This is a genomic window from Nocardiopsis sp. NPDC055879 (assembly GCF_053615935.1).
Window position 1 is genome coordinate 1 of record NZ_JBSHCT010000115.1, and the last position, 1019, is coordinate 1019.

The following is a 1019-nucleotide window of genomic DNA, read 5'->3' on the forward strand; positions in this document are numbered from 1 at the left end:
CTGCGGTGGCTCGTCGGGCGGCGCGGGCGGTCCGACCTTCGAGGGAGCGGAGGCGGCGGCACGTACTCCCGGCGTGGGCGCGGGATCGGTAGCGGACGGGCGGGCTCGGCTTCCTCAGCGGGTTCACGGGCCGGTTCCGGGACGGGGGTCGGCGTGAAGGTCAGTGTGGGGGTCGGCTTCGGTCCGGGGAGAGGCTCGGGGTCGGGTACCTGGTCGTGCCACCAAGGGAGCTGTTGGGGCCGTTCGGGTTCCTCGGCCCTGCGAGTGGCCGCGACCCGCATCCATTCGGGTAGGTCCCCGCGTTCGAGGCGGCGGCGCAGTCCGGGGGTGTCGGGCATCTGGGCCAGGAGTGCGCGTTCCCTGGGGGTGCGGCCCAGCGAGACCAGCGGCGGGAGTGATGCGGGGCCGGTTTCGTTCCTCTGGTGGGGGGTGTCGGTCAGTGTCGGTCGGGTCCCGGGGCGGTGTGGGGTGTGGTTGAAACGTCGGCCTCGGGGAGCGTCCAAGACCCGGCGCAGGTCCATGGGGATGGTCGCGTTGCTCATCGCCCACCCCCGCAGGCGCAGGTGGTGGAGGTGCCGGCGGTAGCGGTAGGGGTGGCGGGCGTGGGATAGGCGAACTCCGCCCACAGCACCGTGCCCGACACGGCCGGTGAGGTGGGATCGGTCCAGCGCTGGGTGCCCCATTCGCTCGCCAGTTGGTGGATGAGCAGGAGGCCGCGCCCGGACTCGGCCTGTTCCCACTCTTCGATGGAGCTTCGCGCGGGCGGGCACAGGGGGCGTGCGTTCAGGGGTCCGTCGTCGATGACCGACAGGCGCACGGTGGCCTGGTGCCCTACGACGATCGGGGTGGAGAGCAGGCGGACCACCGTGCCACCGGGGCGCTGTGAGCGGGAGTGCGTGACGGAGTTGGCGAAGGCCTCGCTTGCGCACAGTTCGATGTCCTCGCACAGGGAGCGGGGTACCCCGGCCAGGGCGTGCAGGTCAGAGCGCAGTTCCGCCCGGAAGCGGGTGCAGGTGGAG

The 1019-nt window shown here is 72.4% G+C and carries 1 protein-coding gene and 1 pseudogene; both read right to left on the reverse strand.

Annotated elements, in window-relative coordinates; all coding sequences use genetic code 11:
- Nucleotides 1-542 (reverse strand): annotated as a pseudogene (locus tag ACWGKS_RS30130) (hypothetical protein); the annotation flags it as partial.
- On the reverse strand, nt 539-1019 hold a 481-nt coding region (locus ACWGKS_RS30135; protein ID WP_452525135.1), incomplete at its 5' end, for an ATP-binding protein. The pseudogene ACWGKS_RS30130 and the gene ACWGKS_RS30135, both read right to left, overlap by 4 nt.